General features: G+C 70.3%; 20 protein-coding genes. 4 read left to right on the plus strand and 16 right to left on the minus strand.

What is annotated here, in order from left to right; all coding sequences use genetic code 11:
• Positions 1-12: 12 nt before the first annotated feature.
• From IE069_RS11580 to IE069_RS11605, 6 genes are all read right to left on the minus strand, one after another.
• The gene (locus IE069_RS11580) at positions 13-348 is read right to left on the minus strand and encodes a hypothetical protein (RefSeq protein ID WP_189350650.1); all 336 of its coding nucleotides are present in this window, start codon (positions 346-348) and stop codon (positions 13-15) included.
• A gap of 136 nt (positions 349-484) precedes the next feature.
• Positions 485-754 (minus strand): YtxH domain-containing protein, encoded by a 270-nt coding sequence (locus IE069_RS11585; RefSeq protein WP_189350652.1) that lies wholly within the window; start codon positions 752-754, stop codon positions 485-487.
• 98 nt (positions 755-852) lie between these two features.
• A complete protein-coding gene (locus IE069_RS11590; protein WP_308425387.1) occupies positions 853-1,101 on the minus strand; it encodes a hypothetical protein in 249 nt (82 codons plus the stop codon).
• Positions 1,102-1,158: 57 nt separating this feature from the next.
• Positions 1,159-1,830, minus strand: coding sequence for a deoxyribose-phosphate aldolase (deoC, locus tag IE069_RS11595; RefSeq protein ID WP_189350654.1), 672 nt, complete (start codon positions 1,828-1,830; stop codon positions 1,159-1,161).
• A 32-nt stretch (positions 1,831-1,862) separates the two neighbouring features.
• The gene (locus tag IE069_RS11600; RefSeq protein ID WP_189350656.1) at positions 1,863-3,614 is read right to left on the minus strand and encodes a phospho-sugar mutase; all 1,752 of its coding nucleotides are present in this window, start codon (positions 3,612-3,614) and stop codon (positions 1,863-1,865) included.
• Positions 3,615-3,621: 7 nt separating this feature from the next.
• Positions 3,622-4,431: a purine-nucleoside phosphorylase gene (locus IE069_RS11605; RefSeq protein ID WP_189350658.1), complete on the minus strand. Its 810-nt coding sequence runs from the start codon at positions 4,429-4,431 to the stop codon at positions 3,622-3,624.
• A gap of 115 nt (positions 4,432-4,546) precedes the next feature.
• Between IE069_RS11605 and IE069_RS11610 the strand changes: the two genes are divergently transcribed.
• Both IE069_RS11610 and IE069_RS11615 read left to right on the plus strand, forming a co-directional pair.
• Positions 4,547-5,947 (plus strand): NAD(P)H-quinone dehydrogenase, encoded by a 1,401-nt coding sequence (locus IE069_RS11610; RefSeq protein WP_268245179.1) that lies wholly within the window; start codon positions 4,547-4,549, stop codon positions 5,945-5,947.
• 174 nt (positions 5,948-6,121) lie between these two features.
• Positions 6,122-7,504 (plus strand): MFS transporter, encoded by a 1,383-nt coding sequence (locus IE069_RS11615; RefSeq protein ID WP_189350663.1) that lies wholly within the window; start codon positions 6,122-6,124, stop codon positions 7,502-7,504.
• A gap of 274 nt (positions 7,505-7,778) precedes the next feature.
• On the opposite strand, the gene IE069_RS11620 is transcribed toward IE069_RS11615, so the two are convergent.
• Genes IE069_RS11620 through IE069_RS11635 form a run of 4 tightly spaced genes read right to left on the minus strand, consistent with a single transcriptional unit; the run spans position 7,779 to position 12,633 of the window.
• Positions 7,779-9,476 (minus strand): glycoside hydrolase family 13 protein, encoded by a 1,698-nt coding sequence (locus tag IE069_RS11620; protein WP_189350665.1) that lies wholly within the window; start codon positions 9,474-9,476, stop codon positions 7,779-7,781.
• Positions 9,477-9,520: 44 nt separating this feature from the next.
• Entirely contained in the window at positions 9,521-10,417 is an 897-nt protein-coding gene (locus IE069_RS11625; protein ID WP_189350667.1) for a carbohydrate ABC transporter permease, read from the minus strand.
• Positions 10,418-10,419: 2 nt separating this feature from the next.
• A complete protein-coding gene (locus tag IE069_RS11630) occupies positions 10,420-11,337 on the minus strand; it encodes a carbohydrate ABC transporter permease (protein ID WP_189350668.1) in 918 nt (305 codons plus the stop codon).
• 24 nt (positions 11,338-11,361) lie between these two features.
• Positions 11,362-12,633 carry an ABC transporter substrate-binding protein gene (locus tag IE069_RS11635; protein ID WP_189350670.1) on the minus strand — a complete coding sequence of 424 codons (1,272 nt, stop codon included), beginning with the start codon at positions 12,631-12,633 and terminating at the stop codon, positions 11,362-11,364.
• A gap of 114 nt (positions 12,634-12,747) precedes the next feature.
• Between IE069_RS11635 and IE069_RS11640 the strand changes: the two genes are divergently transcribed.
• Complete coding sequence (locus IE069_RS11640; protein WP_229791106.1) at positions 12,748-14,076, plus strand: ROK family transcriptional regulator; 1,329 nt, start codon at positions 12,748-12,750, stop codon at positions 14,074-14,076.
• A gap of 34 nt (positions 14,077-14,110) precedes the next feature.
• Here IE069_RS11640 and IE069_RS11645 read toward each other — a convergent pair whose 3' ends face one another.
• Positions 14,111-15,883: an acetyl/propionyl/methylcrotonyl-CoA carboxylase subunit alpha gene (locus IE069_RS11645; RefSeq protein ID WP_189350673.1), complete on the minus strand. Its 1,773-nt coding sequence runs from the start codon at positions 15,881-15,883 to the stop codon at positions 14,111-14,113.
• 238 nt (positions 15,884-16,121) lie between these two features.
• On the opposite strand from IE069_RS11645, the gene IE069_RS11650 reads away from it, so the two are divergent.
• On the plus strand, positions 16,122-17,102 hold the full coding sequence (locus IE069_RS11650; protein WP_189350676.1) for a hypothetical protein: 981 nt from the start codon (positions 16,122-16,124) through the stop codon (positions 17,100-17,102).
• 154 nt (positions 17,103-17,256) lie between these two features.
• Here the strand turns inward: IE069_RS11650 and IE069_RS11655 are convergent, their stop codons facing one another.
• The 5 genes from IE069_RS11655 to IE069_RS11675 form a co-directional block, all read right to left on the minus strand.
• Entirely contained in the window at positions 17,257-17,907 is a 651-nt protein-coding gene (locus IE069_RS11655) for a Maf family protein (protein ID WP_189350728.1), read from the minus strand.
• A 143-nt stretch (positions 17,908-18,050) separates the two neighbouring features.
• A complete protein-coding gene (locus IE069_RS11660) occupies positions 18,051-21,545 on the minus strand; it encodes an MMPL family transporter (protein ID WP_189350678.1) in 3,495 nt (1,164 codons plus the stop codon).
• Between the two features lie 38 nt (positions 21,546-21,583).
• Positions 21,584-22,291 (minus strand): TetR/AcrR family transcriptional regulator, encoded by a 708-nt coding sequence (locus IE069_RS11665; protein ID WP_229791121.1) that lies wholly within the window; start codon positions 22,289-22,291, stop codon positions 21,584-21,586.
• A gap of 157 nt (positions 22,292-22,448) precedes the next feature.
• Positions 22,449-23,873, minus strand: a complete 1,425-nt coding sequence (locus tag IE069_RS11670) for a dicarboxylate/amino acid:cation symporter (RefSeq protein ID WP_189350682.1) — start codon at positions 23,871-23,873, stop codon at positions 22,449-22,451.
• A gap of 73 nt (positions 23,874-23,946) precedes the next feature.
• A complete protein-coding gene (locus IE069_RS11675) occupies positions 23,947-25,665 on the minus strand; it encodes a DUF885 domain-containing protein (RefSeq protein WP_189350684.1) in 1,719 nt (572 codons plus the stop codon).
• Positions 25,666-25,813 lie beyond the last annotated feature (148 nt).

Consider the following 25,813-nt stretch of genomic DNA (forward strand, 5'->3'; position numbering starts at 1 on the left):
GCGCCGCGCGGGTCAGTCGCCGATCGTCTCGACCCCGTCCTTGCCGCCCCACTCCGCGAGGAACTCCTCGCGGGTGAGGTTCTCGAGGTCGCGCCGCACCAGGGCGAGCAGGCCCTCGGCCTCGTCGATGTTGTTGCCGGTGATGCGCAGGATCTCGGCGTCGTTGTCGATCCGGCGGACGACGACGGTGGCGCCGAGCGCGTCCGAGCCGTCGCCGCCGAGGAACGCGTCGGCCACGCCCGCGAACCAGCGGCCGGCCGCCATGAAGGGACCGTCGTCGGCCTGCTCGTAGGCGGCGTCGTAGTTCTCGGACGCGTGGTGCTCCTCAGGCTGTGCGGACGATGTCACGGTGTTCCCCTTCCTCACACGGGCCCGGGGTCCCGGGCCTGCGTCTCAGTCTATGACCGGAACGGGCAAACGGGGAGGGTATTAACGACGAAGGGCCCGCGATGCGTATCGCGGACCCTGACGTCAGAGCTCGGTTCTAGCCGACCGAGTCGGCCTGCTTGGCCGTCCGGGAGCCGGCCCCGCGGACCTTCTCGGCCACTTGCGGGGACTTCTCCCTGACGTAGGAGGCGACCTGCGGGGCCTTCTCCTCGACGGCGGACGTCACGCGGGAGACCTGCTCCTGCGTCCGCGGGTCGTCCCACAGCTCGGAGGCCTTGTTGCGGATGGCCTCGTACTTCTCACGGCCCGCACGGGCACCCAGCACGTAGCCGAGGGCTGCGCCGGCGATGAAAGTCAGAATGCGCATGGTGGCCTCCTAAAGACCGATCGGTTCAACGGCGCTAACTGCGCCGCATCGCCTCTACAGTAGTCACACCTGCTGTGCCGGGCGCAACAGAAAGCGCGTCAGCGCTGTTCCTGCTCCTCGACCTTGATCTCGGAGCGGCCCATGATGCCCTGCGGGATCAGGAACGCGGCGGTGGCCAGCACGAGGCAGGCGAGGCCCGGAAGCCAGCCGTTCTCCAGCGTCCAGAAGCTCAGGGAGTAGAGGGATCCGAGGAACAACACAAACATCACGGCGAAGGCGGCGAGGCTCGAGCCGAGGTTTCCCTGGCCCGAGTAGGCCTTGTTCTTGCTGTCCGAGTACACTGTCACGCTCCTTGTATTGCCCGTTCCCGTCCGTCCGGGTGGGCGCTGACCTGTGACGGCCGTCTAGTAGGCGGCCGAAGACTGTTCGCCTTCTACAATACCAACTCCCGAGCTCGCTCCGAGCCGCGTGGCGCCGGCCTCGATGAACGCCAGGGCGTCCTCCAGGGAGCGGACGCCGCCGGAGGCCTTGACCCCGAGATCGGGTCCCACCGTCGCGCGCATGAGCTTCACATCCTGGATGGTCGCCCCGCCGCCGCCGAAGCCCGTGGACGTCTTGACGAAGTCGGCGCCCGCGGTCACGGCCGCCCGGCAGGCGAGGACCTTGGCGTCGTCCTCCAGCATGGCGGTCTCGATGATGACCTTCAGGATCGCGCCTCCGGCGTGCACCGCCTCGGCGACGGCGCCGATGTCGGCCACGAGAGCGGCCTCGTCGCCCCGCTTCGCGGCGGCGATGTCGATGACCATGTCGATCTCGTCGGCGCCCGCCTCGACGGCGGCAGCCGCCTCGAACGCCTTCACGGAGGTGAGCGTGGCGCCGAACGGGAAGCCGATCACGGAGCACGTCAGGACGCCGGAACCCGCCAGCGTCTTCGCGACCGTCGGGACCCACACGGGGTTCACGCAGACGGACTTGAACCGGTACTGGCGCGCCTCCGCGGACACCTTCAGGATGTCCTCCTCGGTCGCGTCCTGCTTCAGGAGGGTGTGGTCGATGTAGCTGGCGATGTTCGTCATGGTTCCTTCCAGGGGTTCCGGTGCGCGGCGCGTCAGGCGCCGAGCGCGGCGGCGATGTCGTTCTTCACGGCGGCGAGGCGTTCGGCGGCCCGTCCGCGGGCGGCGGGGAGGCCGGCAGCGGAGGCGACCGGTTCGACCACCTCGAGGTAGGCCTTGAGCTTCGGTTCGGTTCCGGACGGGCGCACGATCACGCGCGAGTCGTCCGTGCTCACATACAGCAGCGCGTCGGTCGGCGGCAGGTCGCCGCCGGCGCCCAGGTCCTGCGCCGAGGCGATCGGGGCACCTGCCAGGGACGACGGCGGCGCGGCGCGCAGTCGTGCCATCATCTCGCCGAGCCGTGCCAGCGAGTCCACGCGCACCGAGAGCTGGTCGGTCGCGAAGAGTCCGTGCTCGACGGCCAGCTCGTCGAGCCGCTCGGGCAGCGAGCTGCCGGCGGCCTTGAGCGTCGCGGCCAGGTCGGCCAGCACGAGCGCTGCCGACATGCCGTCCTTGTCGCGGGCCAGGTCCGGGGCGACGCAGTAGCCCAGCGCCTCCTCGTAGCCGAAGGTCAGCCCCGGGACGCGGGCGATCCACTTGAAGCCGGTCAGCGTCTCGTGGTGCTCGATCCCGCAGCTGGCGGCGATGCGCCCTAGCAGGCGGGAGGAGACGATCGAGTTCGCGAACACCGCGGACGCGGCGCCGTCGTTCCCAGAAGCGGCGATCCGCGAGGCCGTGTGGGCACCGAGCAGCGCGCCGACCTCGTCGCCGCGCAGCATCCGCCAGCCGGCGCCGGGGTCGTTCACTGCGGCGGCGCAGCGGTCCGCGTCCGGATCGTTGGCGATCACGAGGTCGGCGCCCACGCGCTCCGCCGTCGCGAGGGCGAGGTCCATCGCGCCCGGTTCCTCGGGATTGGGAAACGCGACCGTCGGGAAGTCCGGATCCGGCTCGGCCTGCTCGATGACGGGCATCACCCGGGAGAACCCGGCCCGGTCGAAGACGCCGAGCATCGTCGCCGACCCGACGCCGTGCAGCGAGGTCAGCACGATGCTGGTCGCGGCGCGCGCGGGGCGGCTGGCCTCCGTGGCGGGGGAGAGCGCGACGACGGCGCCGGTGTAGTCGTCGGCGATCGACTCGGGGAGCACGGTCCAGCCCGACCTGGCGAGTTCGATGCGCGCCAGGGGGCCGTCGTAGCTGATCTTCGCGGCGATCGCCGCGTCGACCGGGGCGACGATCTGCGCGCCGCGCCCGGCACCGTCCACGGCGCGGCCGCCGAGGTAGACCTTGTAGCCGTTGTCGCGCGGCGGGTTGTGGCTGGCCGTGACCATCACGCCGGCCTCGGCCTCCAGCGCCCGGACCGCGTACGCCAGCACGGGCGTCGGCAGGGCCGAGGGCAACAGGAGGGCGTCGATGCCGGCGGCGGTGAAGATCGCGGCGGTCTCCTCCGCGAAGACGTCAGAATTGCGTCGGGCGTCGAACCCGATGACGGCGCGCGGCTTGTAGGCTCCGCCCGCCTGCTCCAGCAGGTAGGCGGCCAGGCCTGCCGCGGTGCGGCGCACGACCTGGCGGTTCATGCGGTTCGGGCCCGCGCCGAGCTCGGCGCGCAGGCCGGCGGTCCCGAAGGCCAGCGTCGTGGCGAAGCGGGCCCCGAGATCCGCCTGCGCAGCGGCGTCCCCGGCCTGGGCGGCGGCGAGCACCCGGGACAGCTCGGCCGCCGTCGTGGCGTCCGGGTCCTCAGCGGCCCAGCGGCGGGCCTCCGCGTGGAGATCCGAGGGCGGGTAGGTCCGGGTGTCGGCGAATGCGTTCATGCCGGCCCTAGACGCGCTCGACGATGCTCGCGAGCAGCTTCGAGATGCGCGGTCCTGCGGCTCGGCCGGCCTCGATGACCTCCTCGTGGCTGAGGGGCTCGTCGCTGATGCCCGCGGCGAGGTTGGTCACCAGCGAGATGCCGAACACCTCGAGGCCTGCGTGGCGGGCGGCGATCGCCTCGAGCGCGGTCGACATGCCGACGAGGTCGGCGCCGATCGCCTTCGCGTAGCGGACCTCGGCGGGCGTCTCGTAGTGCGGGCCCGTGAACTGGGCGTAGACGCCCTCGTCGAGCGACGGGTCGACCTCGCGGGCGATGCCGCGCAGACGCGGCGAGTAGAGGTCCGTCAGGTCCACGAACGTGGCGCCCTCGAGCGGGGACGTCGCCGTCAGGTTGATGTGGTCGCCGATGAGGACCGGGGTTCCGGGGGCCCACGCGGGGTCGAGCCCGCCGCAGCCGTTGGTCAGCACCAGGCTCCGGCAGCCGGCGGCCGCGGCCGTGCGGACGCCGTGGACGACGGAGCGAACGCCCCGGCCCTCGTAGAAGTGGGTCCGTGCGCCGAGCACGAGCAGCCGCTTGCCCGCGGCCGTCACGATCGAGCGGACGGTGCCGACGTGGCCGGCGACGGCCGGTGCGTGGAAGCCCGGCAGCGTGGAGGCGTCCAGGGTGTGGGTCGTCTCGCCCAGCAGGTCGGCGGCGCCGCCCCAGCCGGAGCCCAGGACGAGGGCGATGTCGTGCTTTTCGACGCCGGACTGCTCGGCGATGGCGGCCGCGGCGCGGGCCGCAAGGTCAAAAGGGTCCTCAAGATGTTCGCTCACGCGACCCAACCTACCGGTAACCAGCCGCTTCGGCACGCGGGAACCGGGGGAGAAATGTGCCGCGTTTCACCCGGCGCGGTGTGCAACTGACGTGGCTCTGGGGGACAATAGGCGCGTGACCTCAACTCATACACTCACCAACACCCGACTCGTCATCCTCGGCGGCGGCCCCGGCGGCTACGAGGCCGCCATGGTGGCCGCGCAGCTGGGGGCCGACGTGACCGTCGTCGAGCGCCAGGGCATGGGCGGCTCGGCGGTGCTGACCGACGTCGTCCCCTCGAAGACCCTGATCGCGACCGCCGACGCCATGCGCCGCGTGGGCACCGCCGTGAACTTCGGCGTGCAGGTGGGGGCCGACGAGGCGACGGCCGATCTCGGCATCGTCAACCACCGCCTGCTCGACCTGGCGAAGAACCAGTCCGAGGACATCCACACCGGACTCGAGCGCGCAGGCGTCAAGGTCGCGCTGGGCGCCGGCCGGCTGCTCGACAACCGGACGGTCGAGGTCACCGCCGACGACGGCGCCGTCACGACCCTCGAGGCCGACGCCCTGCTGCTGGCGGTCGGCGCGCAGGCCCGCGAGCTGCCGACGGCCGAGCCCGACGGGGAGCGCATCTTCAACTGGACGCAGATCTACAACCTGCAGGAGATCCCCGAGCACCTCATCGTGGTCGGCTCCGGCGTCACCGGCGCCGAATTCGCCTCCGCATACAACCTGCTCGGCACCAAGGTCACCCTCGTCTCCTCCCGCGACCGCGTGCTGCCGGGGGAGGACGCCGACGCGGCCAACGTGCTCGAGGCCGCCTTCGAGCGCAACGGCGTCATCGTGAAGTCCCGCGTCCGCGCCGAGGCCGTTGACCGCGAGGGCGACGTCGTCAAGGTCACGCTCTCCTCGGGCGAGGTCATCGAGGGCAGCCACTGCCTCGTCGCCGTCGGCGGCACCCCGTGCACGGCCGGGATCGGCCTCGAGGAGGCGGGCGTCCAGCTCTCCGAGTCGGGGCACATCAAGGTCGACGGCGTCTCGCGCACCACGGCGGCCAACGTCTACGCGGCCGGCGACTGCACGGGCGTCTTCGCGCTCGCCTCCGTCGCGGCCATGCAGGGCCGCATCGCGATGGCGCACCTGCTCGGCGACGGCGTGAAGCCGCTCAAGCTCACCGAGGTCTCCGCCAACATCTTCACCTCCCCGGAGATCGCCACGGTCGGCGTCTCCGAGCAGGAGGTCGCCGAGGGCAAGTACCAGGCCGACATCATCAAGCTGAACCTGGCGACGAACGCCCGCGCGAAGATGATGAACGTGAGGGAGGGGTTCGTGAAGATCCTCGCGCGCAAGGGCTCCGGGACGGTCATCGGCGGCGTCGTCGTCGCCCCGCGCGCCTCGGAGCTGATCTTCCCGATCGCGCTCGCCGTGCACAAGCGCCTGCACGTGGACGACCTGGCCGAGACGTTCACCGTCTACCCGTCGCTCGCGGGTTCGATCTCCGAGGCAGCGCGCCGCCTGCACGTGCACCTCTAGCCCCGCGCGCCCTCAGCGGCCCGCCCACCGTCCCGGTGGGCGGGCCGCTGCCGTTTCGGCAGTTCCCGCTGTTCACAATGTGGACATGAAGTCCAGAGTGTGGCGCGAGGTGTCTAGGATATTGGTCCTGATCGACGCAGAAGCAGTCACTGCACCACGAGAAAAGGAAGTACCGTGTCAGCACCAGTTGCCAACGTGCCGAAGCAAAACACGCGCGGCCGCGTTATCTTCGCCAGCTTGATCGGCACCACGATCGAGTTCTACGACTTCTACATCTACGCCACCGCGTCAGTCCTCGTCTTCCCGGCGCTCTTCTTCCCGGACGCGACCGAGATCAACGCGATCCTCAGCGCGTTCGCCATCTTCGGCGTCGCGTTCGTCGCCCGCCCGCTCGGTTCGATCCTGTTCGGCCACTTCGGCGACAAGTTCGGCCGCAAGGGGACTCTCGTCGCGTCGCTGCTCACGATGGGTATCGCGACCTTCCTCATCGGCTTCCTCCCTGCCGCGCAGGGCAGCTTCGTGGTGCTCGCGCCGCTGATGCTCGTGCTGCTGCGCTTCGCCCAGGGTCTCGCACTCGGCGGCGAGTGGTCCGGTGCCGCGCTGCTCGCCACCGAGAACGCCCCCAAGGGCAAGCGCGCCATCTACGGCACGTTCCCGCAGCTGGGTGCGCCGATCGGCTTCATCGTCGCGAACCTTCTCTTCGTCGGGCTCCAGCTGGGCCTGACGCCCGAGCAGTTCCAGGCGTGGGGCTGGCGCGTCCCGTTCATCCTGTCGGCCGTCATGGTCGCCGTCGGCCTGTACGTCCGCCTGAAGCTGGTCGAGTCCGTCTCCTTCACCAACGTGGTGGCCCAGAAGAAGGTCGCCAAATCGCCGCTGGCCGCGACGTTCAAGCACCACTGGCGCCCGGTCGTCGCCGGCACGTTCATCATGGTCGCGACCTACGTGCTGTTCTACCTGATGACCTCGTTCACGCTGACCTACGGCACCGCCAAGACCACCCAGCAGGCGGCCGCCGCCGCCGAGGCGGCAGGCGAGCCGTTCGACGCCGCCGCGTTCGTCCCCGGCCTGGGCATCGAGCGTCCGCTCTTCCTGACCATGCTCATCATCGGCGTCGTCTTCTTCGGCATCTTCACCGTGGTCTCCGGGCCGCTCGCCGAGAAGTTCGGCCGCCGCAAGTTCCTGCTCCTGGTCACGTCCGCCATCCTGGTGTTCGGTCTGGCCTGGCCGCTCTTCTTCGGACCGGGTACGGCGGCCGCGATGGTCGGCCTGATCATCGGCTTCACACTCATGGGCCTCACGTTCGGTCCCATGGCGGCGATCCTGCCCGAGCTGTTCCCGGCGAACGTCCGCTACACCGGCTCGGCCGTCGCCTACAACCTGGCGTCGGTCATCGGCGCGGCCCCGGCCTCGTTCGTGGCGATCGCCCTGTGGCAGGCCGGCGGCGGCAACACCGTCCTGGTCGGCGTCTACCTGATGATCGGCGCGATCGCGACGCTCATCGCCCTGTGGCTGACCCGTGAGACCCGCGACGTCGACTACGACAACAACGTCGGCTGACGCCTTCCCCCGTTCCGGGGGGATCTCATTGGAACGCGGCGGGGTCCGGCACCACACGGTGCCGGACCCCGCCGTTTCCTTGTCCGCCGGCTGCCCTCCTCCGGCTCTCTCGCCACCTGGCTTCCCGCCTGCCCGCCTGAACGGACACGGAGCCGATCCAGCGGGGTGGGCGGCCGTTCGGTGCCGGGTTCGCGGCCGCGCGGAGCGGATGCGACGACGGCGCCGCCCACCTCGGCAGGAGGGCGGCGACGTCGTGCGTGGTGGCGTCCCGGGGCTACTGGCGCAGCCAGGCCGTCGACTCGCCGGGCAGCGTGCCCCCGGCGGCGTCCGCGCTGGCCACGAGGACCTCGCCGTCGGGCAGTTCGAAACCGTCGGTGCCGAAGTTCGTGACGGTCAGCCAGCCGCCGGGGCGGCGGAAGGCGAGGACGTCGTCGCGGCCCGTCTCGATCCACTCGAGCGTCTCTCCGGTCTGCAGCTCGCGGCGCAGGCGCAGCGCCGTGCGGTACAGCTCGAGCGTCGAACCGGCGGCGCCGTCCTCGGCCTCGACCGAGTAGTCGCCGAACCAGCCCGGCTGCGGCAGGTGGGCGCCGCCGTCGCCGAAGCCGAACGAGGACCCGGAGCGCGCCCACGGCAGCGGGACGCGGCAGCCGTCGCGTCCCTTGTCGACGCCGGTGTTGCGGAAGAACGCCGGGTCCTGGCGGGCTTCGTCGGCGATGTCGCCGACCTCGTGCAGGCCCAGCTCCTCACCCTGGTACAGGTACGCGGAGCCCGGCAGCGCCAGCTCGAACAGCGAGGCGGCGCGGGCGCGCCGCTCGCCCCCGACGCGGTCCAGGGAGTCCTCGGGGGCGCCGGCGAGGAGCCATGCGGCGCCCTGCTTCTGGTCCGCCTCGGTGCTTCCGACCCCGGTGGGCAGGGGAGGGAGCCCGTAGCGCGTGGCGTGGCGGACGACGTCGTGGTTGGAGAGCACCCACGTCGAGGAGGAGCCGGACTCGGAGGCCAGGGCCAGGCTGTCGACGACGACCTCCTTGAATGCGGCTGCGTCGAATTCCTGCGTCAGCAGGTCGAACTCGAACGCCTGGCCGAGGCCCTCGGCGCTGGCGTAGCGCGGGCGGCGGTGCCGCTCGACCCAGGCCTCGGCCACCGCCGTGCGCGGAGGATCGTAGGAGTCGAAGACCTTCCGCCACTCGGCGTAGATGTCGTGCACCTCGTCGCGGTCCCAGATCGGGTGCTGGCCCTCGCTGCGCGGGATCGCGTCGAGCTCCGCCGAGGACGGCAGGGGGTCGGCCAGGTCCTTGGTGAGCGCGTGGGCGACGTCGATGCGGAAGCCGTCGACGCCGCGGTCCGACCAGAAGCGCAGGGTCTTGAGGAAGTCGGCGCGGACCTCCGGGTTGGCCCAGTTGAAGTCCGGCTGCTCGGAGGCGAAGAGGTGCAGGTACCACTGCCCGTCCTCGACCCGGGTCCATGCCGGCCCGCCGAAGATGCTCTGCCAGTCCGTCGGCGGCTCGGAGCCGTCCGGGCCCTTCCCGTCGCGGAAGATGTAGCGCTCGCGCTCCGGGCTGCTCGGTGCGGCGGCCAGGGCCTCCTGGAACCAGACATGGTCGTTGGAGGAGTGGTTCGGGACGATGTCCACGACCACCTTGATGTTCTCGGCGTGCAGTGCCGCGACCATCTGGTCGAACTCCTCGAGCGTGCCGATCTTCGGGTCGACGTCGCGGTAGTCGGCGACGTCGTACCCGCCGTCGGCCAGAGCCGAGGGGTAGAACGGGCTCAGCCAGACGGCGTCGATCCCGAGCTGCGCCAGATAGGGGACGCGGGAGATGATGCCCTTCAGGTCGCCGATGCCGTCGCCGTTCGCATCGGCGAAACTGCGGGGGTAGATCTGGTAGACGGCCGCCTGGCGCCACCAGGTGGCCGAATCGTCAGCGGGGGCGGGGTTCGAAGCGGTGGCCTCGGTCTGATGGGTGAGAGTCACGGGACGTGATCCTTTCCTGAGTGGTGGTTTCTGGTGGGGAGGGGCTAGGACTTCACAGCGCCCTGGGTGACCCCCGAGAGGACCCAGCGCTGCGTGAAGACGAAGACGATGATCGCCGGGGCCATCGCCATGAGATAGGACGCGAAGGAGATGTGGTAGTTGCTGCTGAACTGGCTCTGGAAGAGCTGGTTCACGACGGGCAGCGTCTGCAGGGCCGGATCGGAGATGATCATCGACGGCATCATGAAGTCGTTCCAGGAGAAGAGGAATGCGAAGATGCCGACGGTCGCGGCCATCGGGGAGAGGACCGGGAAGATGACCCGCCAGAACGTCTGCCAGGTGGAGGCGCCGTCGATACGTGCGGCCTCCTCCAGCTCGTGCGGCATGCCGCGCAGGAAGGTCGTCAGCAGCAGGACGTTGAATCCCAGCATGAACATGATGTGCAGGATGCCCACGCCGAGCGGGGTGTCCAGACCGACGAGGCCGCTGAGTTTGATCTGCGACAGTGCCAGCACGGGGAACGGCAGGAACATCGCGGCCAGGATGTAGAAGAACGCGAACTTGAAGAACTTGCGCCCCCAGTTGGCGTGGATCGCGTAGGCCGCCATGCTGCTGATCAGGACGGCGCCGGCGACGGCGATCGCCGAAACGAAGACGGAGAGTCCGAAGGAGACCGGGAAGTCGGTCATCTTCCAGGCCTCGACGAAGCCTTCGATGCTGAGCGGTTGCGGCAGCGAGAACGCCTTGCCCTCAACGGCCTGGGCGCCGGTCTTGAACGCCATGGACACCGTGACGAACAGGGGGACGAGCACGGCGAGGGTGCACACGGCGAGGACGATGGTCAGCGGCAGGTTGTACTTGTCCTTGCCGAGCCGGGCCTTGGACCGGTTGGTGGGGATTCGGCGGGTGGTCCCGATCGAATCGATGCTTGAGCTCGACATGGTCACTGGTCCTTTCGGCGCATGAGGCGCATCTGCACGACGGCGATGGCCAGGGTGATCAGGAAGAAGATCGTGGCGGTGGCCATCTGGTAGGCGTAGTCGCCGGTTTCGAAGCCGGAGAAGATCGTCATGGCCACGGACCGGGTCGATGTGCCCGGACCGCCGTCGGTCAGACCCACGATGATGTCGTAGGCGTTGAGGAAGTTCTTGAAGGTGAGGATGACGTTGATGACGATGTAGCTCGCCATGAGAGGGATCGTGATCATCTGCATCTGCTTCCACGGGCCGGCGCCGTCGAGGGCGGAGGCCTCGTAGAGGTCGCCGGGAATCGCGAGGAGGCCGGCAATGTAGATGAGCATGGCACCGGGCACGGCCTGCCATGCGGTGACGATGACGATCGACGCCCAGGCGAGGTTCGGGTTGGCGAGGATGCTGTCCTCGAGCGGTCCGAAGCCGACCGCACGTGCCGCTGTCGGCAGGGTCCGGGCGAAGAGGAACTGGAAGACGAACGCGATGATGATGGGGGAGACCACCATCGGGATCACGAAGATCGCCCGCATGGGCACGCGGGCGCGGATCTGCGCGGTCAGGCCCACCGCCAGCAGGAACGCGACGATGTTCGTCGCGATCACGGTCACGGCCGAGAACCACAGGGTGAACCAGAAAGAGGCCATGATCGCCGGGTCGGTGAACAGGAGCTCGTAGTTCGCCAGCCCCACGAAGTCCCACTCGCCGTAGCCGACCGAGTTGGTGAAGCTGTAGAAGATGCCCATGACGGCCGGGAGTGCGATGCACAGCGTGAAGGCGGCGAGCGTGGGCAGGAGGAAGAACAGGTGGGTCTTGTCGGGCCGGCGCTTCGGGGTCGGCCTCAGTCCGGCCGGCGCGGTGCGTGCCGGCGCTTCAGATGAAGTGAGAGACATGTTGCTCCTTGAGTGATCCGCCGGTCAGGCGCGCTTGGCCAGACGGGCCCAGTCGGCGTCGAGCCTCGCGAGCATGGGCTCGAGGTCGGCTCCGAAAACAACGTCCTGGCAGTAGTTGTAGAAGGGGATGTTCGTGGGAATGCCCTGGGACACCCCCTGGAAGACGGCTCCGCGGTCGACATACGGCTGCATCTGGGTGATGCGCTCGTCGGTGACCGGCGGGGCGTCCTTGCGGACGCCGAAGCCGAGAGCGTGCTCGTTGTAGGGGTCCTGAATCTCGGGCCTGGCCAGGAACCGCAGCAGTTCGCGGGCCTCGTCCTGGTGCTTCGCCTTTTCGGGGATCCACAGTGCGAGGTCGAGATTGACGCGGACCTTGTTGTCGGCGGGATCCTCGGTCATCGGCAGCGGGAACGTTCCGACCTGCGTGTCGGGGTTGATCTTCCCGATTTCGACGACGGCCCACGGCCCCTGGAGGTACATGGCAGCCTGACCGTTGGCGAAGGCGTTGTTGCCGTCGCCGTAGTTGCGCCCGTTGGCATCGCCCTGGTGGAACGGCAGCAGCGTCAGCATCTTCTCGAGCGGCTCGCGCAGGACCTTGCTGAAGGAGACCCTGGAGTCGGGCCCGACGTCCGGGCCCAGCTCGCGGAGCTGCTGGAAGAGGCCGATCACGTCGACCATGCCGCCCACCGTGTAGTCGACGAGCCCCTGGGCGATGGTCCACGGGTCCGCCCAGGTGCCGTAGATCGGCGTGACGCCGGCGTCTTGGAACGTCTCGCACGCGGCGATGAACTCGCTGTGCGTGGTCGGGACCCCGACGCCGTGCTGGGCGAAGATCTCCTTGTTGTAGACCACCGCGGCGGACATCATCGAGTAGGGCAGGACGGAGAGGCGCCCCGGGTACGACGGGTAGAGGTCGAGCTGCTCCTTCACGGAGTCGGTGATCATCGCGGCCTCGGGGAGATCCGAGAGATCGCTCAGCTCGCCGCGCTCCTGGAAGCGCGCCATCTCGTAGTTGTAGAGCTGGAGGGCGAGATCGGGCGGCGAGCTGCGGACGAACTGGCCGTTCAGGGTTCCTTCGCTGGTGTCGTGGATCGGCCGAATACCCGGGAACTCGGCGTGGAACTCCCCGAGCAGCTCCCTGATGTAGGGGATGACCTCGCGCTTGGTCTGGTAGAAGCGGATTGCGGTCGCGTCGCCGCTGCTTCCGGAGCACCCGGCGAGGGTGAGCCCGGCGAGCCCTGCGGCGCCGGCGAGAAGACTCCGCCGCGAAACCGTCGATGGTGGCTGAGTAGCCATACCCGTCTCCTTTTGAGGTTGGAAAATGAGCGATGAGGACGAACATGTGATGACCACCACATGATTTCGGGTGTAAATTTATCATCTAAATCAAGACGCGTCTATACTCTCGTTGTGGACACAGTTGCCGGAATCCGAACAGGTCATTGGGCACCGCGGTGGGACGCCGCCGGCCCCGCCGCCGAACGCGCGGCCCCGGGGCGGGGATCGGCTCCGGCTGAACTCTCGCCCCGCACCGTCAACGCGCGGCGCGTCCTCGAGGCGGCCTGGGACGGCGAGGCGCTGACGGCCTCGGACATCATGGAGCGGACCGGCCTGACGCGGGCGACCGTGCTGTCCGTGTGCCGCGATCTGGTCACCGCGGGCTGGCTGCGCGAGGTCGCCGACGCCCGTGCCGCCGGGCTCTACGCCAAGGGGCGCCCGGCCCTCCGCTACGGATTCGTGCACGGCTCGCGCCTGGTCGTCGGGGTCGACGCCGGGCAGCACAGCCTGGTCGCCAGCGTGGCCGACCTGCACGGGAATCAACTCGGCCGCGTCAAGCGGGCCAGCGACCCGGCTGCGACAGCGGAACGGCGCCGCACGGACCTGCGCGATCTCGTCGGGGCCGCGATCGCCGAAGCCGGAGTGGACCGGGACGCGGTGGCGGCCGTCGTCATCGGGGCCCCGGCCCCGGTCGACCGCGACGGGCGCTCCCCGTCGGACGCGGCCGACAACTTCTGGCCGCGCATGAATCCGGATTTCGTCACGGTCTTCGCCGACGAGCCCTGGGACGTCGTCGTCGACAACGACGCCAACCTGGCCGCGATCGCCGAGGCCGCCGCCGGCGCCGACGACGGGGTCCGCGCCTTCGCGACGCTGCTGTCCGGGGAGCGGTTCGGCGCCGGCATCGTCGTCGACGGGATGCTGCTGCGCGGTTCCCACGGCGGGGTGGGGGAGATGCGCGTGCTGGACATGGTGTCCGGGGTCGAGCACCCGCACGGCCTCGCGCAGCGGGCGCGCGCCGCCATCCGGGAGGCGCCCGCCGACCGGTTGGCCCGGAGCGCGCTGGGGAACCTGGGGCGCGCAGAGATCGAGGCCCACCACGTGTTCGCGGCTGCGCGCTGCGGGGACCCGTTCGCGCGCGAGATCGTCGACGGCCTCGCCGAGCGCCTCGCTCCGGTCGTCATGCTCCTGTCCGGGCTGCTCGACCTCGACCGCATCATCATCGCCGGAGCCGTCGCCGAATCCGTGGAGCCCGTGCTGCAGCGCACCCGCGAGATCGTCAACCAGGACGCGACGCTCTCCAAGGCCGAGCTGGTCGCCTCCCGCCACGGGAACGACGTCGTCCTGCGCGGTGCCGTCGAGGCCGCCATCGGCCTCGTGCGCGCAGGGGCCATGCGCCCGCAGCCGGCGTCTGCCGGGACCCGGCCGGAGCACGACGGCGCCGCCCACCCCGTGGGGTGAGCGGCGCCGTCGTGCTGGTGCGGGCGGGGCGGAGCTAGTCCGCGATCGTCGCGATCGCGGCGCCCGCGTTGACCGTCTCGCCCACGGCGGCGGTCAGTCCTTCGATGGTGCCGGCCTTGTGGGCCGTGAGCGGCTGCTCCATCTTCATGGCCTCGAGGACCACGATCAGGTCGCCTTCGGCCACGGTGTCGCCGTCCTGCGCCGCCACCTTGACGATGGTGCCCTGCATCGGGGACGTCAGAGCGTCGCCAGAAGCCGCCGCGGCCGCGGAGCCGGAGCGCGAGGAGCGCTTGCGTTTCGCCTTGCCGGACTTGGCCGGGGCCGCCGCGGCGCCGAGGCCGGCCGGCAGCACGACCTCGAGGCGCTTGCCGCCGACCTCGACCGTGACCGACTGGCGCTCGCCCTCGTCCTCAGCGGCCAGCGCGGAGCCGGCGGCATCGAACGGGGCGATCGTGTTCTCGAACTCCGTCTCGATCCAGCGCGTGTGGACGCTGAACGGGCCGTCGGCCGGGACGAACGCGGCATCCGCCATGACGGCGCGGTGGAACGGCAGGACCGTCGGCATGCCCTCGATCGCCATCTCGGCGAGGGCGCGGCGGGCGCGCTGGGCGGCCTGGGCGCGGGAGGAGCCGGTGACGATGAGCTTGGCGATCATCGAGTCGAAGTTGCCGGAGACGGACTCTCCCTCCTCCACGCCGGAGTCGACGCGCACGCCGGGACCAGTCGGCAGCTTCAGGCAGGAGATGGTGCCGGGTGCCGGCATGAAATTGCGGCCGGCGTCCTCGCCGTTGATGCGGAACTCGAAGGAGTGCCCGCGGATCTCGGGGTCGGTGTAGCCGAGCGCCTCGCCGCGGGCCAGCCGGAACTGCTCGCGGACCAGGTCGAGTCCCGTGACCTCCTCGGAGACGGGGTGCTCCACCTGCAGGCGGGTGTTGACCTCCAGGAAGGAGATGACGCCGTCCTGGCCGACGAGGAACTCGCAGGTCCCCGCGCCGACGTATCCGGCCTCGAGCATGATCGCCTTCGACGCCTCGTAGATCCGTTCGTTCTGTTCCGCGGAGAGGAACGGCGCGGGCGCCTCCTCCACGAGCTTCTGGTTGCGGCGCTGCAGCGAGCAGTCGCGGGTCGAGACGACGACGACGTTGCCTTGCGCGTCGGACAGGCACTGCGTTTCGACGTGGCGCGGGGCGTCGAGGAACCGCTCGATGAAGCACTCGCCGCGGCCGAACGCCGCGGTGGCCTCGCGGACCGCCGACTCGTAGAGCTCGGCGATGTCCTCGCGGTTGCGCGCGACCTTGATGCCGCGGCCGCCGCCGCCGTACGCGGCCTTGATGGCCAGGGGCAGGCCGTGCTCGTCGGCGAAGGCGACGACCTCGTCGGTGGACTCGACGGGGTTCTTGGTCCCGGGGACCAGCGGGGCGCCGACCTTCTCCGCGATGTGGCGGGCCTGCACCTTGTCGCCCAGCTTGGCGATCGCCTCCGGGGAGGGGCCGATCCACGTCAGGCCGGCGTCGATGACCCGCTGGGCGAACTGGGCATTCTCGGAGAGGAATCCGTACCCGGGGTGGACCGCGTCGGCGCCGGAGGCGGCCGCGGCGTCGAGGACCTTGTCCATCACGAGGTAGGACTCGGCGGCGGTGTCGCCGCCGAGGGCGTACGCCTCGTCGGCGAGGCGGACGTGCAGGGCGTCGCGGTCGGAATCGGCGTACACGGCGACGGAGGCGATGCCCTCGTCGCGTGCGGCGCGGATCACGCGGACGGCGATTTCACCGCGGTTGGCGATGAGGACCTTGGACAGCTTGGCCATGGTGTGTGCGGTCTCCTTCTCTCGAACACGAAGGAGCCTACCGGCACTTGTGGGGTTTCAACGCACCAAACCGGGATTTTCCGCGTGCCGCCCCGGCATATTTGTAGGGTCCCTACAACGACCGTGGGTCGAGACTGCCCCGTGCCGAGCCGGTGGGAGCGGAGAGTGCGACGGGGAGTTCTCCACAGCCCGGCCGGCAGCGTGCCCGCCGGAGTTTGGACGACGGCAGAGTGGGCGGATGATCTTCCCTCTCATCTTCACTGGCTCCGGCGAGCAGGGCGTGGACGGTGCCGCGATACGCAGGGCCTACCACCGGGGCGAGCTGCTGCGACTTCGTCGGGGATGCTATGTCGACGCCGACGATTGGCGGCGTCGCAGCGCCTGGGGACGCTACGACTACTTTGCCGAGGCGGTTGCCAGGTCGCTGCCGGGACATGCGTTCATTCTGCGCACGGCCGCCCGGATCTGGGGACTGCCGCTGAAGACCGTCCCGCCGGATGTGGAGGTCAGAGCCGTTCGGCACGGTGGGATCCGCCGCGACGAGCCCCGGCGCCTCCGGAGTCCGCACGCCGTCGCGCCACCGAACGAGAGGTTCCCACCCCGCGGATTCGGCGTCCGGCACCAGTACCTTCCGCTTCCGCGAATTCACGAGTTGCAAGGGGGAATCGCCATCTCGGAGTTCGTGGACACCGTTGCCCAGTGCGCCGGGTACCTGCCGTTCGACGAGGCCGTCATTGTTCTCGATGCGGCACTCGCCGGCCGCGCCAGGCAGCGGACGGACAAAGCGGCCGTGCTCGCCCGGATTCCTCACGTTGTGGAGAGCCGCAAGAGCAACCGAGCTCGACGAGTCGTCGGGTTCGCAGATGCTGCTGCGGAGTCGCCGGGGGAATCCCTGAGTCGTGTGGTGATCGACCGGCTGGGTTTCGCGGCCCCGGTTCTCCAATACGAGGTGCGCGACGCGGACGGATTCGTCGCGCGGACGGATTTCGGCTGGCCGGAAGCCGATGTGGTCGGCGAATTCGACGGCGAGGAGAAATACGGGCGGATCGCGGCGGAGGCGGGCCGGGCCGGCGGATCCGTCCTGATGGCGGAGAAGGTGCGGGAGGACCGCATCAGGCGCACGGGGGCGGGGGTCGCCAGATGGACATGGGGGGATGTGCTGGATCCCGGGCGGCTCGAACGGATTCTGACGGTCGCCGGCGTGCCGCGCAGGGGATGATACCGGCGTGACTCTGGTCTTGCGTCGAAACTCTGCTGTTAAACCGGCAGAGTATCGACGTGCCGACAGAGCCAGGTGGTGCCCGGACAGGGGGTGTGGTTCCGTAGGCGCTGCCGGAAATTGCCGGTGCAGGGTGATGGGCCGGTCGGGCGGTTCAGGTCCAGAGATCGGTGATGGACAGGCCCATCGGGTCCAGCAGGTCGCGCAGCGTCGAGACCGAGAGCCCGACCACCGCGTGCGGGTCGCCCTCGACGCGCTCGATGAACGCCGCGCCGCGGCCGTCGATCGTGAAGGCGCCGGCGCAGAAGAGCGGTTCCCCGGTCGCCACGTAGGCCGCGATCTCCGCATCGGACGGGCGGCCGAACGTGACGGCGGCCGAGGCGACAGCGCCCATGGTGACTCCCGTGCCGGCGTCCTCCTCGGAGTCTCCGCCCGGGGCGCGGTTGTCGATCAGCCAGTGCCCGGTGTGCAGTACGCCGGTGCGCCCGCGCATCCCGCGCCAGCGCTCTGCGGCGACCTCCCGGGTGTAGGGCTTGCCGTAGGGCTCGCCGTCGAGCTCGAAGACCGAGTCGCAGCCCAGCACCACGGCCCCGTCCGCGCCCTCGACCGCGGCGACGGCCTCGGCCTTCGTCCGCGCCAGCAGAAGCGCGGTGTCGGCGGGGGAGAGGCCCCCGAAGCGCTGCTCCGCGTCGGCCACGGCCGCGTCCTCGTCGACCTCGGACACGATCGTCTCGAACGCGATCCCCGCGTCGGTGAGGATCTTCGCGCGCCCCGGCGACTGGGAGGCGAGGACCAGCAGCGGCAGGTCGGCGGTGTCGGCGGCGGCGGCGGGTGCGGGTGCGGGGTCGGCGTTCTCGGTCATGGCACCACCGTATACGCCTGCGCTCGCCCGTGCCCGTCCCTCCCGCCACGGTGGATGCCGCGGCGGGAGGGGGAACGACGCCGGGGCTAGGGGCGGCTGCTGGTCGCCGGCAGTTCGCTCGTCGCCGGTGAGGACGGAGTCTCGGCGTAGAACTCGCCGTCCCGGCCGAACGCGGCGTCCACGCCGAGGGCGCCGTCGGCGGCGGGCGCCGCGTCCTGCCGGCCCTGGAGCCTGGCCCCCTCGACGTCGACATCCGGCAGGATCCGATCCAGCCAGCGCGGCAGATACCAGGCGTGGCGGCCCAGCAGGTGCATGACGGCCGGGGTGAGCGTCATGCGGACCACGAACGCGTCGAAGAGGACGCCGAAGGCCAGCGAGAAGCCGATGGCCCGGATCATCGTCATGTGGCTGAAGATGAAGCCGGCGAAGACGCTGGCCATGATCAGCGCCGCCGCCGTCACCACCGGAGCGGCGTGCCGGAAGCCGGACTTCACCGCGTCGCGCGCGTTCTCCCCGTGGGCGAAGGCCTCGCGCATCCCGGAGACCAGGAAGACCTGGTAGTCCATGGCCAGTCCGAACAGGATCCCGGTCAGCAGAATGGGCAGGAAGCTCATGATCGGACCCGGCGCGGTGACGCCGAAGACCCCGCCCAGCCAGCCCCACTGGTAGACCGCCACGGTGGCGCCGAACGCGGCGAACAGCGAGAGCAGGAACCCGGCCGTGGCCAGCAGCGGCACCACGATCGACCGGAAGACCAGCAGGAGCAGGATCAGCGACAGGCCCACGACGATGCCCAGGTAGACCGGCAGCGCCTCGGCGAGCTTCTCCGACACGTCGATCTGGCCGACCACCTGGCCGGTGACGGACACCTCGGCCCCGGTGGCCGACGCGATCGCACCCTTCTCGGCGCGCAGGTCGTGCACCAGCTCCTCGGTCGCCGCGTCCGACGGCCCCGTTTCCGGGATGATCTGGATGACGCCGACCGTGTTCTCCTCGTTGGTGGACACCGGAACCGCGGCGACGACGCCGTCCATCTCGCGCAGGTAGTCGGACACGTCGAGGTTCGCCTCGAGCGCGGCGTCGTCTTCGAGAGCAGCGCCACCGTCCGCGCGGGGCAGGTCGACGACGGCCATGAGCGGGCCGTTGTAGCCGGCGCCGAAGCGCTCGGCCACCTCGTCGTAGGCGGTGCGGGCGCTGGAGCCCTCCGGCTCGGCGCCGCCGTCCGGCAGGGCCGTGCGCAGATCGAGCGCGGGCAGGGCGACGATGCCGAGCACCGCCACGGAGACGATCGCGGTGATCCACGGGCGGCGGGTCGTGAGGGCACCCCAGCCGCGCTTCGCCGTCGTGCGCTCGTGGCCGGTTCCGGACCCGGCGTCCGCGTGCGGCGGCGCCACGCCGCCGGCCACGGACTGGCGGGCCGCCGCCGCGCGGGCGCGGGCCTTCCTGGACAGCAGCCGATGCCCGAGCGCGGCGAGGAGCGCCGGGGTCAGGGTGAGCGCCATGACCACCGAGACCGCCACGGTGAACGCCGCCGACAGCCCCAGGATCGACAGGAAGGGCAGGCCCGGGACCACGAGGGCGGCCAGGGCGATGACCACGGTCAGGCCGGCGAAGACGACGGCGTTGCCGCTGGTACCCGTCGCGCGGCCGATCGACTCCTCCATCTCCATGCCCTCGAGCAGCTGTCGGCGGTGGCGGTGGACGATGAACAGCGAGTAGTCGATGCCCACCGCGAGGCCGAGCATGAGCGCCAACGCCGGGGTGATCGAGGCCATCTCGATCACGCTGGAGAGGGCCATCGTGGACCCGACGCCGACGGCGACCCCGAGCACGGCGACGACCAGCGGCAGTCCCGCCGCGACGACCGTTCCGAGCATGACGAACAGGACGATCGCGGCGATCACGATGCCGATGATCTCCGCCGCCCCGAAGACCTCGCTGAGGTCCTGGACGATCTCCTTGGAGTAGTCGACGTCGATGCCGTCGGCCTCGACGGCGCCGGCGACCCGCTGGATCTCCTCGCGCTCCTCGGGAGTCATCGCGTCGGTCGAGCCGACGAGTTGGATGGAGGCGGCCGCCGTCGTGCCGTCCTCGGAGACGAAGCGCAGGCCCTCGCTCGACGCGGCCTGGCGGGCGCCGAGGCTGATCTGGTCCTCGGCGTCGGCGAGTTCGGCCTCTCCCTCTGCGATCTCGGCTTCGGCGTCAGGGATCTTTGCGGCCTCGGCCTCGAGCTTTTCCTCGGCTTCGGTGAGCCGCTCCTCGTTGGCCGCGATCTCCGCTTCGCCGGCGGCCAGTTCTTCCTCTCCGGCGGCGAACTCGCGCTCGCCGGCGGCGAGTTGCTCCTCGCCCTCGGCGAGCTGCGCGGCGGCGGCGTCGAGCTCGGACTGGCCCTCCGCGAGCTGCGCGGCGGCGGCGTCGAGTTCGGACTGGCCCTGCTCGATCTCCTGCTTGGCGGCATCGAGCTGTTGCTTGGCGTCGGCGAGTTCGGCCTCGCCGGCCGCGAGCTCGCGCTGCTTCGATTCCAGCGTCGCGCGGCCCTGGTCCAGCTCGGCCTGGCCCGCGTCGAGCTGCGCGTCCGTCTGCGTCAGCTGTGCGACGGCGGCGCGGCCCTCGTCGATCTTCGCCTGCGACGCGGCGATCTCCTCATCCGACATCTGGCCGGATTCGGCGGCGGCGTCGAGCTGTGCCTGTTGGGCGTCCAGCGCCTGCGTCACCTCGGCGAGCGTGCTCACGCCGAACTGCGACGTCAGCTGCGCGACGCCGGCGTCGTATTGGGTGCGCCCGGCGTCGATCTCCGACTGCCCGTCGGCGAGGTCCTGCTGCGCCGAGGCGATCTGCTTCTTTCCGGCCTCGATCTCCTCGACGCCGGCGCGGTACTCGTCCAGCCCGCTCTGGTACTCGGTGCGGCCCTGCTCGAGCTTCTGCTTTCCGGCCTGGTATTCGGCACGGCCTTCCTCGAGCTGTGCCTTGCCGGCCTCGTATTCGGCGCGGCCCTCAGCCAACTGGTTTCGGGCCTGCTCGAGCTCCGGGCGGGATTCTTCGAGCTGGGCGCGCCCGTCGGCGAGTTCCTGCTTGCCGGCTTCGAGCTGCTCCCAGCCGTCTGCGATCTCGGCGCGGCCGTCCTGAAGCTGCTGCTTGCCGTCTGCGAGCTGTTCTCTGCCATCCTCGAGGTCGGCGCGCCCCTCGTCGAGCTCGGCACGACCGTCCTCCAGCTCCGCCAGGGCGTCGTCGAGCTGCTGCTGGGTTGCGAAGGGCTCGCGGGCCTCGCGGACCGGGTCGAGGTCCTCGAGTTCGGCGAGGGCGGAGGCGACGGCGCTCTTCTGCTCCTGGGTGAACGGCTCGCCGTCCTTCGTCTGGAAGACGATCGTGCCCGTGCCGCCGGCCGCCTCCGGAAGCTCCTCCTTGAGCCGGTCCAGGGTCTGCTGCGTCTCGGTGCCCGGGATCGAGAACTGGTTCGTCAGGGTGCCCATGAACAGGCCCGCCGACAGTGCGACGATCGTGAGCACGGCAGCCCAGGCGGTGATGAACCACCAGCGCCTGCGAAATGCGGCCCGGCCGATCCGGTAGAGAAATGAAGCCACGGTGGTTGCCTTTCGGGGCGTCGAGGAGAGGGGCGCCGTCAGGCGGAGGTGGTCTGCAGGGCCGGGAAGCCGTCGCGGAGCTGGGTCAGGGACTCGATGACGGTCGCCTGGAGGCGCTCGAGGGACGCGCGGCGGAGGCTGAGCTCGAGCGTGCCCCCGTCGCCGTGCTCGTCCAGCTCGTGGCCCCAGTGGGCGAAAGCGGCGCGGCCGGCACCCACGATCGCCTGCGCGAAGGCGGCCGCGGCCAGCGGCGGGACGTCGCAGGTGGAGTCCCGGAGGAAGGCGAGGATCCGCTCGGCGCAGGTGTCCCACGATTCCATCTGGAGCCGGGCCAGCTGCGGGTTCGACTGCGCGAGGAGGAAGAGCTCGGCCACGGGCCGCAGCGCGTCGGCGCTGATCGCGTCACGGATGGCGCGGACCGCGGCTTCGGCGACGGCGATGTCCTCGGGCACGGGGCCCAGGTTCGCAACCGCGAGTTCGAGGAAATCGTCCATCGGGACGTTCAATGCGGCCTCGATCGAGCCGAAGTAGTTGAAGAAGGTCCGGCGGGAGATGCCGGCGGCGTCGGCCACGCGGTCCGCGGTGACGGGCTCGTGGGGATCTGCGCGCAGCATGTCGACGGCGGCCGCGACGATCGCGCTGCGTGTCGCCAGCTTGTTCTGCTCGCGGCGGGACACGGGCTCGCCCGCGGGTCCGCCGATCATTGCGTCCGGCGGTGCGGGGGAGGGGGTGCCTCGAGTCGTCATCACCTCTTTACACTACGTGCAACTTTGCACGGTGTGCAAAACGTTCAGGCCGGCGTCCGCTGTCGCAGGCCGGGTACAGCGACGGCCGGCACCCTCGTCGAGAGGATGCCGGCCGTCGTCGTGATGCCGATGTTGCGCCCGTCCGCGGGCAGGGGAGTCAGCTGCGCGAGGAGACGAGCTCCTTGTCGTCGTCCTCGGCGGCTCCGCCGGAAGCCGGGCCGTCGACCGCGTCGTCGTCCTCCTCGAACGGGTCGAGGGGGTTGGCGGCGTTGTAGGTCTGCTCGTCGAGGATCCCCTCGCGCTTGGCCACGATGGCCGGCACCAGGATCTGCCCGGCGACGTTGACCGCGGTGCGGCCCATGTCGAGGATCGGGTCCACGGCGAGCAGGAGGGCGACGCCCTCGAGCGGCAGCCCCACGGTCGTCAGGGTCAGGGTCAGCATGACGGTCGCGCCGGTGGTTCCGGCGGTGGCGGCGGAGCCGACGACCGAGACCAGGACGATCAGCAGGTAGTGGATGACGTTCAGGTCCACATTGAAGAACTGGGCCACGAAGATCGCCGAGATCGCCGGGTAGATCGCCGCGCAGCCGTCCATCTTGGTGGTCGCTCCCAGCGGGACCGCGAACGAGGCGTACCCGCCGGGGACGCCGAGGTTGCGCTCGGTCACGCGCTGGCTCAGCGGCAGGGTGCCCACCGAGGAGCGGGAGACGAAGGCCAGCTGGATGGCCGGCCAGGCGCCGGCGAAGTACTTCCGGAAGGAGAGGCCGTTGACCTTCAGCAGGACCGGGTAGACCACGAAGAGCACGAGGGCGAGGCCGACGTAGATCGCGGCCGTGTACTTGCCGAGCGCCCCGATGGTGTCCCAGCCGTAGGTCGCGGTGGCGTTGCCGAGCAGGCCGATGGTGCCCAGCGGCGCCAGGCGGATGATCCACCAGAGGACCTTCTGGATGATCGCCAGGGTGGAGCGGGAGAAGCTCAGGAACGGGTCGGCGGCCTGGCCGATCTTCAGGGTCGCGACGCCCACGGCGATGGCGATCACGATGATCTGCAGGACGTTGAAGCTCACGCGGTTCGACACCGACTGGTCGTCCGGCGAGAAGCTCGCCGAGACGTCGAGGCCGAGGAAGTTCGAGGGGATCAGGCCCTGGAGGAAGCCGAGCCAGCTGCCCGTGCCGCCGTCGTAGCCGGCCGGAGTCTCCTGGCCCGTGCCGACGCCGGGCTGGAAGACCGTGCCCAGCACGATGCCGATGACGACGGCGATCAGCGCCGTGATCGCGAACCACAGCAGCGTCTTCCACGCCAGCCGGGCGGCGTTGGAGACCTGCGAGAGGTTCGCGATCGACGCGATGATCGCGAAGAAGATCAGCGGGATCACGGCCGTGCGCAGCAGGGACACGTAGGAGGACCCGATGATCTGCAGGGTCTGGCCCAGCGCGTTCGGGTCGTCGGCGGTGCTGCCGGTCGCCTTGGCGACGAGGCCGAGGATCACGCCGACGATCAGGGCGGCGATGACTTGGGGTCCGAAGGCCGTCATCCAGCGGGGCAGGCGCGGTTTCGTCGAGGTGGAAGTTTGAGTGCTCACCCGGTGACACTAGGTGCCGGACGCCAAGAAGATGAAGCTTCTGTGGCGCTATGTGACACCTGTGTGCGTCGGGTCACCCGAGCAGGGCGCGCCGCAGCGTGTCCAGACCGACCGAACCGACCGCGAGGGCCTCGGTGTGGAAGGCCCGGAGGTCGAAGTCCCCACCCTCCTGCTCCTCGCGGGCGGCGCGGATCTCCTCCCAGAGGCGCTGGCCGATCTTGTACGACGGCGCCTGGCCCGGCCACCCGAGGTAGCGCGTGAACTCGAAGTTCAGCTGTCCGGCGGAGAGGTCGAGGTGCTGGGCCAGGAACTCGAAGCCGACCTCCGGCTCCCAGGTCTGGCCCGGGGCGCCGGCACCCATCAGCTCCTCGTTCCAGCTCTCGGGCATCGCCAGTTCGAGGTGGACCCCGATGTCGAAGACGACGCGCGCGGCGCGCATCCGCTGCATGTCGAGCATGCCGAGGTAGTCGCCCGGGTCGTCCAGGAAGCCGAGCTGGTGCATCAGGCGCTCGGCGTAGAGCGCCCAGCCCTCGGCGTGGCCGGAGGTGAAGGAGACGTTGCGGCGCCACGCGTTGAGCGTGTCCTTCAGACGCGTCGCCGTCGCAATCTGCAGGTGGTGGCCCGGCACGCCCTCGTGGTAGACCGTCGTCGTCTCGGCCCAGGTGGTGAACCGGTCCTCGCCGGCCGGGACGGACCACCACATGCGGCCGGGGCGCGAGAAGTCGTCGGAGGGGCCCGTGTAGTAGACGCCGCCCTCCTGCGTCGGCGCGATGAGGCACTCCAGCTGGTCCATCGGAGCCGGGATCTCGAAGTGCACGTCCTTCATCGCGGCCAGCGCGGCGTCCGATTTCGACTGCATCCACGCCCGCAGGGCGTCGGTGCCGTGGAGTTCGCGGTCCGGATCGGCGTTGAGGATCTCTTTGGCCTCGGAGATCGAGGCCCCGGGCTCGATCTTCTCGGCGGCCCGGCGCTGTTCGGTGATGATCCGCTCGAGCTCGCCGATACCCCACGCGTAGGTCTCCTCGAGGTCGACGGCGGCGCCGAGGAACCGGCGGGACATGAGCGCATAGTGCTCGCGCCCGACGGCGTCCCGGGCCGGGGCCGCGTCCAGGAGCTCGATCTGGAGGAAGTCCGCGAACGCGCCGTACGCCTCGGCCGCGATGCGCGCGTTGGTGGTCAATTCGACCTGGAGTTCTGCGGGCAGCTCCGCGTCCGCCGGTTTCGCGTTCTGGGCCAGCTGCTCGAAGTACCCGTCCTCGGCGGCGTATTCGCGTGTCTGCTCGATGACGATCTCGACCTGGCGGCGGGCCGGGACCTTCCCGGCGTCGCGGCTGGCGCGCAGGGATTCGGCGTAGCCGGTCAGCGCGTCCGGGACGTTCGCCAGCCGCCCGCTGATGTGCTCCCACTGGGCCACGGTGGCGGACGGCATCAGATCGAAGATGCTGCGGATCGACTGCGCGGGGGAGGCGACGTTGTTGAGTTCGGTGATGCCCGTGGCGTGGATCTCGAGCTCCAGCCCGAGCCGCTCGCGCATGGCGTCCAGAGTCACGGCGTCGACGTCGTCGACCGGCTGGAGGCCCGACAGGCTCTCGAGCGCGGTCCGGGCGGCCTCGGCCTCGGCTTCGCGTCCGGCGGGGGAGTAGTCCCCGTACTCGGTCTCGCGGCCGGGCACACCCAGGATGGTGGCGAACTCCGGGCTCAGGGCCAGGAGCGCCTGGTAGTACTCGTCGGCCGCGGCGTCGATGGCCGTCGGGGTGCGACGAATCGAGGTCTCAGTTGTGCTGTGCGTCATGGCGCCACCGTATCGTGGACGAAGGCCGCGGCGGGGACTACCGGCGGGTCGACGCCGGGTGGTTCGCGGGTCCGACGCCGTCTAGGAGACTGCTGAACTAATCGCAGGGTTTAAGGCGCGTCTGCTGGACTTTGCTGCTGGGACATTA

The sequence above is a fragment of the Zhihengliuella salsuginis genome, assembly GCF_014651715.1.
Lineage (GTDB): Bacteria > Actinomycetota > Actinomycetes > Actinomycetales > Micrococcaceae > Zhihengliuella > Zhihengliuella salsuginis.